Raw genomic sequence first — 8,438 nt, 5'->3', positions numbered from 1 at the left:
GGACCCGAACACCGCCTCCTACGAGGTCACCGTCGAGCACCTCGCCGACTGGATCGCCACCCGCGGCTACGCCACCAGCTGACCCGCGGACAACACCACACGACAAGGGCCGGACCCCCAACCAGGGGCCCGGCCCTTCGTCATGCCCGAATCAGGCTGGCGTGTTCTCGGCGAGGACGGCCAGGATCTGCTCGCCGTACTTGGCGAGCTTGTTCTCGCCGACCCCGCTGACCCGGGCCAGCTCGGCCAGCGATCCGGGCGCGTCGCTCGCGATCTGCCGCAGCGTGGCGTCGTGGAAGATCACGTACGCCGGGACGCCCTGCTCCTTGGCGGTGGCCGCCCGCCAGCCGCGCAGCCGCTCGAAGACCGTCGCGGCGGCCGGGGCCAGGTCGGCGACCACGGTGGCGGAGCCTCGTGGCTTCGCCGACCGGGTCGACGCCGGCCGCTCCGGCTCGCGGCGCATCGTCACGGTGCGCCGGCGGCCCAGCACGTCGGCGCTCGCCTCGGTCAGTGCCAGCGTGCCGTAGTCGCCCTCGACGGCGAGCAGCCCCTCGGCGAGCAGTTGCCGGACCACGCCCCGCCACTCGGCCTCGCGCAACTCGGTGCCGATGCCGAAGACGGTCAGCGTGTCGTGGCCATACTGGCTGATCTTGTCGGTCTGTTTGCCGAGCAGGATGTCGATGCAGTGCCCGGCGCCGAACCGCTGGTTGCGTTCGCGGTCGAGGCGGAAGACGGCGGAGAGCAGCTTCTGCGCCGCCACGGTGCCGTCCCAGGACTCCGGCGGGGTGAGGCAGGTGTCGCAGTTGCCGCAGGCCGTGGTCGTCGTCTCGCCGAAGTATTCGAGCAGTTGGACCCGCCGGCAACGCACCGTCTCGCAGAGCGCGAGCATCGCGTCCAGGTGCGCGGCGAGGTTGCGGCGGTGGGCGAGGTCGCCGTCGGACGTCTCGATCATCTTGCGTTGCTGGACCACGTCCTGGAGCCCGTACGCCAGCCAGGCGGTGGACGGCAGGCCGTCCCGGCCGGCGCGGCCGGTCTCCTGGTAGTAGCCCTCGACGGACTTGGGCAGGTCGAGGTGGGCGACGAAGCGGACGTCGGGCTTGTCGATGCCCATCCCGAAGGCGATGGTCGCCACCATCACCAGGCCGTCCTCGCGGAGGAAGCGCTGCTGGTTGGCGGCGCGGGTGCCCGCGTCGAGCCCGGCGTGGTACGGCAGCGCGGCGACCCCGTTGGCGGTGAGGAACTCGGCCGTCTTGTCGACCGAGGCGCGCGACAGGCAGTAGACGATCCCGGCGTCGCCGGGGTGCTCGTCGCGCAGCAGGGCCAGCAGCTGCTTGCGCGGCTCGTGCTTGGGCACGATGCGGTACTGGATGTTGGGCCGGTCGAAGCTGGCCACGAAGTGCCGGGCGTCGTCGAGCTTGAGCCGGGTGGCGATCTCGGTGCGGGTGGCGCTGGTCGCGGTGGCGGTCAGCGCGATCCGGGGGACCTGCGGCCACCGCTCGTGCAGCATCGACAGCGCCAGGTAGTCGGGGCGGAAGTCGTGCCCCCACTGCGACACGCAGTGCGCCTCGTCGATCGCGAACAGGCTGATCCTGCCCCGGTCGAGCAGGGCGAGGGTGGACCGGACGCCGAGCGCCTCCGGGGCCAGGTAGAGCAGGTCCAGCTCGCCGGCCACGAAGGCCGCCTCGACCCGGCGCCGAGCGTCGAGTGTCTGGGTCGAGTTGAGGAACCCGGCCCGCACGCCGACGGCGGTGAGCGCGTCCACCTGGTCCTGCATGAGGGCGATCAACGGGGACACGACGACCGCGACGCCGTCGCGGACCAGGGCCGGGACCTGGTAGCACAGCGACTTGCCGCCACCGGTGGGCATCAGCACCAGCGCGTCGCCGCCGGCCACCACGTGGTCGATCACCTCCCGCTGGAAGCCGCGGAACGCGTCGTAGCCGAACACCCGGCGCAGGACGCCCAGCGCGTCCTCGGTCCGCAGGTCGGTGGGGGAAGCCATCCGCGGAGTCTACGAGCCGACCCCGACACCGCACGTCCGGCGCACCCGGAGTTGGGTGCGCCGGACGGGCCGACGGGCGACGGGTGCCGGACGTTGCCCGGGCGGCGGGATAGAGTCGCTGATTGACCAATCGCGGCCGAGGGCGGCCGCGGCGCCACGGCTTGGGGGTACGGGTGAGCGAGGCGCGCACAGCCGGTGACGGGATCGACGTCCCGGCGGCCACCGACGGGCAGTCGGCGGCGGAGTCGGAGACCACCCTCGTGGTGGTCACCGGTCTGTCCGGTGGCGGTCGCAGCACGGTCGCCCGGGCGCTGGAGAACGTCGGCTACTACGTGGTGGACAACCTGCCGCAGGCGTTGATGCTCGACATGGCCGAGTTGGCGTTCAAGGCCGGCGGTGCGGCGCGACGTACCGCGATGGTGCTGGACGTGCGCTCGCGCGCCTTCTCCACGGACCTCGCCGGGGCGATCCGCGAGCTCAAGGAGCGCGGTTTCTCACCCCGGGTGGTCTTCGTCGACGCCGACGACGAGGTGCTGATCCGGCGGTTCGAGAGCGTCCGGCGTTCGCACCCCTTGCAGGGCGACGGGCGGCTGGCCGACGGTATCGCCGTGGAGCGGGGCCTGCTGGAGGAGGCCCGCGACCAGGCCGACGTGATCATCGACACCAGCCACCTGAACGTCAACCAGCTCCGCCGGCGCATCGAGGAGCTGTTCGGCGGCGAGGACGCCCGCCGGCTGCGGGTGACCGTCCTGTCGTTCGGCTTCAAGTACGGTCTGCCGCCGGACGCCGACTTCGTGCTGGACGCCCGTTTCCTGCCCAACCCGTACTGGGTGCCGGAGCTGCGTGAGCACACCGGACGGGAGGAGGCGGTCAGCGCGTACGTGCTGGGCCAGGAGGGCGCGGACGCCTTCGTCGCCTCGTACGCCGACCTGGTCAACGCCACGACCGCCGGGTTCGAGCGGGAGGGCAAGCGGTACCTGACGGTCGCCGTGGGCTGCACCGGAGGTAAGCACCGCAGCGTGGCCATCGCCGAGGAGCTGGCCGGGCGCCTGCGCCAGTCGGGGTTGGCGGCCAACGCCCAGCACCGCGACCTGGGGCGCGAATGACGTCCCGCCGGGTGGTGGCGTTCGGCGGCGGGCACGGCCTCTCCGCCTCGCTGCGGGCGCTGCGCCACTGCGCTCCCGAACTCGACCTGGACATCACGGCCGTGGTCACGGTCGGCGACGACGGCGGCTCCAGTGGCCGGCTGCGGGCCGAGCGGGGCGGCCTGCCCCCCGGTGACCTGCGGCAGGCCCTGGTCGCGCTGGCGGGGGACCACCCGGCCACGCGACGCAGCGCGGGGCTGTTCCAGCACCGCTTCGTCGCCGCGCCCGCGGACGCTGCGTGCGCGGACCCGGCGGCCGGCGAGGACGGCGGTGGCGGCCCGGCGGCGACCCGCGGCGACGGGCTGGCCGGGCACGCGGTCGGCAATCTGGTGCTCTGCGGGCTGATGGAGCTGCTCGGCGATCCGGTGGCCGCGCTGGAGCACGCCGGGGCGATGCTGGGCGCGGTCGGCCGGGTGCTGCCGATGTCCCGCCAGCCGGTGGGCATCGAGGCGCGGGTGCGCGGCGTCGACCCGTCCGCCCCCGACGAGGTACGCACCGTGCGCGGCCAGCATCAGGTGGCGGTCACCACCGGGCGGGTGGAGTCGCTGCGGCTCACCCCGGCAGCCCCGGCGGCCTGCGCGGAGGCCCTCGCGGCGATCGGGGAGGCGGACTGGTTGATCTTCGGGCCGGGCAGCTGGTACACCAGCGTGCTGCCGCACCTGCTGGTGCCGCAGTTGGCCGACGCGATCGTGTCCAGTCCGGCCCGCCGACTGGTCACCCTGAACCTCGCGGCGGAGAAGGAGACCCTCGGGCTCTCCGTCGCCGACCACCTCGCGGCGCTGCGCTGGTATCTGCCCGAGCTCAAGGTGGATCTTGTGCTCGCCGATGCCAAGGCGGTGGGTGACCCCGAACCGGTCGAACGTGCGGCAGAATCGCTGGGTGCGCGCCTCGTCCTCGCCCCCGTCGCCATCACCGACGGGACTCCCCGCCATGATCCAGCTGCCCTGGGCGCCGCGCTGGTGCCTGTCCTGGGTGCCGATCGTTAGACACGTACGTAATCTCCGGCGACACGCCGGAACCGGTCCGTGAGGGGACGCACAATGGCGATGACGGCTGCGGTCAAGGACGAGCTGAGTCGGGTCGACGTGCCCAAGCCCTGCTGTCGGCGGGCGGAGATGGCCGCGCTGTTGCGCTTCGCTGGCGGCCTGCACATCGTCTCCGGCCGCGTGGTGGTGGAGGCGGAGTTGGACACCGGCGCGGTGGCGCGCCGGTTGCGCCGGGAGATCGCCGAGGTCTACGGCTACCCCAGCGAGATCCACGTGCTGGCCTCCGGTGGTCTGCGCAAGGGCAGCCACTTCATCGTCCGGGTGGTCAAGGACGGTGAGGCCCTGGCCCGGCAGACCGGCCTGCTGGACGTGCGCGGCCGGCCGGTACGCGGCCTGCCCCCGCACGTGGTGGCGGCGAACGTCTGCTGCGCGGTCTCGGCCTGGCGGGGCGCGTTCATGGCGCACGGCTCGCTGACCGAGCCGGGCCGGTCCAGCGCCCTGGAGATCACCTGTCCCGGGCCGGAGTCGGCGCTGGCGCTGGTCGGGGCGGCCCGCCGCATCGGCATCACCGCCAAGAACCGCGAGGTGCGCGGCGTGGACCGGGTGGTGGTCAAGGACGGCGACGCCATCGCCGCGCTGCTCACCCGGATCGGCGCGCACTCCAGCGTGCTGGCCTGGGAGGAGCGCCGGGTCCGCCGCGAGGTGCGCGCCACCGCCAACCGGCTGGCCAACTTCGACGACGCCAACCTGCGCCGCTCGGCGCGTGCCGCGGTGGCCGCCGCCGCCCGGGTGACCAGGGCGCTGGAGATCCTCGCCGACGAGGCGCCCAACCACCTCACCGACGCCGGTCGGCTGCGCCTGGAGCACCGGCAGGCGTCGCTGGAGGAGCTGGGCGCGCTGGCGGAGCCGCCCCTGACCAAGGACGCCATCGCCGGGCGTATCCGCCGGCTGCTGGCGCTGGCCGACAAGCGGGCCCGGGACCTGGGCATCCCGGATACCGAAGCAGCCGTCACGCCCGACATGCTCGTGGTCTGATAGGACGGTGGGGCCGCACGGTGCGCCCGGGAGCACGACCCGGCGCAGCGTGGCCCCGCACGCTCGGATAAGGTCGCTGCGTACGGCAAGGGGGCCGACACAGGCACTCCTCGTCGTGCCCACCGCCTCGGGCGGTCAGGTCCTCAGACCGCGGCGGGGTGCCGAGATGAACCGTCAACGGCCGGCTCCAACGGTCGGCGCACACCACTCCGCCGGCCCGTTGTCTGAAGCCGGCGGACCAGAACGCGAGGAGATGGGACCTGTGACCATCCGGGTTGGCATCAACGGCTTCGGCCGGATCGGCCGTAACTTCTTCCGGGCAGTGCTGGCGTCCGACGCCGACATCGAGGTCGTGGCGGTGAACGACCTCACCGACAACGCCACGCTCGCGCACCTGCTCAAGTACGACAGCATCCTGGGTCGTCTGCCGTACGAGGTCAAGGCCACCGCCGACGAGATCACCGTCGGTGGCAAGACCATCAAGGCGTACGCGGAGAAGGACCCGGCGTCGCTGCCGTGGGGCGAGGTCGGCGCCGACGTCGTCATCGAGTCGACCGGCTTCTTCACCGACGCCACCAAGGCGAAGGCGCACGTCGACGGCGGGGCAAAGAAGGTCATCATCTCCGCCCCGGCAAAGAACGAGGACGTCACCGTCGTCATGGGGGTCAACCACGACTCCTACGACCCGGCGAAGCACACCATCATCTCCAACGCCTCGTGCACCACCAACTGCCTCGCGCCGATGGCGAAGGTCCTGCACGACACGTTCGGCATCCAGCACGGTCTGATGACGACGATCCACGCGTACACCCAGGACCAGAACCTGCAGGACGCGCCGCACAAGGACCTCCGCCGGGCACGCGCCGCCGCGCTGAACATCGTGCCGACCTCGACCGGTGCCGCGAAGGCCATCGGCCTGGTGCTGCCGGAGCTCAAGGGCAAGCTCGACGGGTACGCGCTGCGGGTGCCGATCCCGACCGGCTCGGTCACCGACCTCACCGTCAACGTGGGTCGTGAGACCACCGTGGACGAGGTCAACGCCGCGCTGAAGGCCGCCGCGGACGGCCCGCTCAAGGGCATCCTGGTCTACAACGAGGACCCGATCGTCTCCACCGACATCGTGACCGACCCGGCGTCGTGCATCTTCGACGCGCCGCTGACCAAGGTGGTCGGCAACCAGGTCAAGGTCGTCGGCTGGTACGACAACGAGTGGGGCTACTCCAACCGCCTCGTCGACCTGGTCAAGCTGGTCGGTTCGTCGCTGTGAGCATCCGGACCCTCGACGACCTGCTCGCCGAGGGGGTGTCGGGTCGGCGCGTGCTGGTGCGCGCCGACCTGAACGTCCCGCTCGACAAGCAGACCGGCGACATCACCGACGACGGCCGCATCCGCGCGGTGCTGCCGACGCTGGGCGCGTTGGTCTCCGCCGGCGCCAAGGTGGTCGTCTGCTCGCACCTGGGCCGCCCGAAGGGCGCGCCGGACCCGCAGTTCAGCCTCAGCCCGGTCGCCGGGCGGCTCGGTGAGCTGCTCGGCGCGCCGGTGCGCTTCGCGACCGACACCGTCGGTGAGTCCGCCCGGTCCACCGTCGCCGACCTGGCCGACGGCCAGGTCGCCCTCCTGGAGAACCTGCGTTTCAACGCCGGTGAGACCAGCAAGGACGACGCTGAGCGGGGCGCTTTCGCCGACCAGCTCGCCGCGTTCGGCGACGCGTACGTGGACGACGCGTTCGGTGCGGTGCACCGCAAGCACGCCAGCGTCTACGACGTGCCGGCCCGGTTGCCGCACGTGGCCGGCCGGCTGGTGCTGCGCGAGGTCGAGGTCCTCTCCAAGCTCACCGGCGAGCCCGAGCGGCCGTACGTGGTGGTGCTCGGCGGGTCCAAGGTCTCCGACAAGCTGGCGGTGATCGAGGCACTGCTGCCGACGGTCGACCGACTGCTCATCGGTGGCGGGATGTGCTTCACCTTCCTCAAGGCCCAGGGCCTGGAGGTGGGCACCTCGCTGCTGGAGAAGGACATGGTCGAGACCTGCGGCAACCTGCTGGAGCGGTCCGGCGGCAAGATCATGCTCCCGGTCGACGTGGTGGTCGCGGACGCGTTCGCCCCGGACGCCGCGCACGACACGGTCCGCGTCGACGGCATCCCGAGCCACCGGCTCGGGTTGGACATCGGCCCGGAGACGGTGGCCGGCTTCGCCGCCGCGCTGTCCCAGGCGAAGACGATCTTCTGGAACGGCCCGATGGGCGTGTTCGAGATGCCGGCGTTCGCCAACGGCACCCGTGGGTTGGCCGAGGCGATCACCAAGGCCGACGCGTTCACCGTCGTCGGTGGCGGCGACTCGGCGGCGGCGGTCCGTGCCCTCGGCCTGGACGAGTCGTCCTTCGGTCACATCTCCACCGGTGGCGGCGCGTCCCTGGAATACCTCGAGGGCAAGTCCCTCCCCGGCATCGCGGCCCTGGAGAACTGAATGGCGAGCACCACCCGCCGGCCACTGATGGCCGGCAACTGGAAGATGAACCTCAACCACCTCGAGGCCAACCTGCTCGTGCAGAAGCTGGCCGCGAGTCTCACCGAGAAGCAGCTCACCGCGGTGGAGACGGTCGTGTTGCCGCCCTTCACCGACCTGCGCACGGTGCAGACGGCGGTGGACGGGGACAAGCTGCTGATCGGCTACGGCGGGCAGGACCTCTCCCCGCACGCCTCCGGCGCGTACACCGGGGACATCTCCGGCTCGATGCTGGCCAAGCTCGGCTGCACGTACGTGGTGGTCGGGCACTCCGAGCGGCGCGCCTACCACCACGAGGACGACGCGCAGGTCAACGCCAAGGTGAAGGCGGCGCTGACCCACGGTCTGACCCCGATCCTCTGCGTGGGGGAGGGGCTGGACGTGCGCGAGCAGGGCACTCACGTGGCGCACTGCTCCGATCAGCTCGACGGGGGCCTGGCTGGGCTGACCGCCGAGCAGGTACGCCAGGTGGTGATCGCGTACGAGCCGGTCTGGGCGATCGGTACCGGCAAGACCGCGACGCCCGAGGACGCCCAGGAGGTCTGCGGGGCGGTTCGCAAGCGGCTGGCTGAGCGCTTCGACCAGGACACCGCCGACCAGGTCAGGGTCCTCTACGGCGGCTCGGTCAAGGCGTCCAACGTCGCCTCGATCATGGCCCAGCCGGACGTGGACGGCGGCCTGGTGGGGGGCGCCAGCCTCGACGCGGAGGAATTCGCGCAGATCTGCCGGTTCCCGGAGCACATCGCCCGCTGATCGCTCGGTATCCTT

7 protein-coding genes are annotated in these 8,438 nt (G+C 72.0%); 6 read left to right on the top strand and 1 reads right to left on the bottom strand.

Annotation, left to right across the window (positions count from 1 at the left end; all coding sequences use genetic code 11):
* Positions 1–151: 151 nt before the first annotated feature.
* A complete protein-coding gene (gene recQ / locus M8C17_RS30975) occupies positions 152–2,002 on the bottom strand; it encodes a DNA helicase RecQ (protein WP_252420219.1) in 1,851 nt (616 codons plus the stop codon).
* 173 nt (positions 2,003–2,175) lie between these two features.
* Here recQ and rapZ point away from each other — a divergent pair, with 173 nt between their 5' ends.
* The 6 genes from rapZ (at position 2,176) to tpiA (ending at position 8,423) form a co-directional block, all read left to right on the top strand.
* On the top strand, positions 2,176–3,108 hold the full coding sequence (rapZ, locus tag M8C17_RS30970; protein ID WP_374559739.1) for an RNase adapter RapZ: 933 nt from the start codon (positions 2,176–2,178) through the stop codon (positions 3,106–3,108).
* Positions 3,105–4,133, top strand: a complete 1,029-nt coding sequence (locus tag M8C17_RS30965) for a 2-phospho-L-lactate transferase CofD family protein (RefSeq protein ID WP_252420218.1) — start codon at positions 3,105–3,107, stop codon at positions 4,131–4,133. Before rapZ ends, M8C17_RS30965 begins: the two co-directional genes overlap by 4 nt.
* Before the next feature lie 54 nt (positions 4,134–4,187).
* A complete protein-coding gene (whiA, locus tag M8C17_RS30960; protein WP_074312802.1) occupies positions 4,188–5,168 on the top strand; it encodes a DNA-binding protein WhiA in 981 nt (326 codons plus the stop codon).
* Positions 5,169–5,430: 262 nt separating this feature from the next.
* A complete protein-coding gene (gene gap / locus M8C17_RS30955) occupies positions 5,431–6,435 on the top strand; it encodes a type I glyceraldehyde-3-phosphate dehydrogenase (RefSeq protein WP_252420217.1) in 1,005 nt (334 codons plus the stop codon).
* The gene (gene pgk, locus M8C17_RS30950) at positions 6,432–7,631 is read left to right on the top strand and encodes a phosphoglycerate kinase (RefSeq protein ID WP_252420216.1); all 1,200 of its coding nucleotides are present in this window, start codon (positions 6,432–6,434) and stop codon (positions 7,629–7,631) included. The genes gap and pgk overlap by 4 nt, the downstream gene beginning before the upstream one ends.
* The gene (gene tpiA / locus M8C17_RS30945; protein WP_252420215.1) at positions 7,632–8,423 is read left to right on the top strand and encodes a triose-phosphate isomerase; all 792 of its coding nucleotides are present in this window, start codon (positions 7,632–7,634) and stop codon (positions 8,421–8,423) included.
* Positions 8,424–8,438: the final 15 nt, after the last annotated feature.

This window comes from Micromonospora sp. RHAY321, from assembly GCF_023896955.1.
Taxonomy (GTDB): domain Bacteria; phylum Actinomycetota; class Actinomycetes; order Mycobacteriales; family Micromonosporaceae; genus Micromonospora.
The sequence above is the reverse complement of the archived record's forward strand: the minus strand, read 5'-3'. Positions and strand labels throughout refer to the sequence as shown.

Coding starts and splice junctions, on each gene's coding strand:
- recQ (WP_252420219.1), bottom strand. CDS start 2,002: ATGGCTTCCCCCACCGACCTGCGGACCGAGGACGCGCTGGGCGTCCTG.
- M8C17_RS30965 (WP_252420218.1), top strand. CDS start 3,105: ATGACGTCCCGCCGGGTGGTGGCGTTCGGCGGCGGGCACGGCCTCTCC.
- whiA (WP_074312802.1), top strand. CDS start 4,188: ATGGCGATGACGGCTGCGGTCAAGGACGAGCTGAGTCGGGTCGACGTG.
- tpiA (WP_252420215.1), top strand. CDS start 7,632: ATGGCGAGCACCACCCGCCGGCCACTGATGGCCGGCAACTGGAAGATG.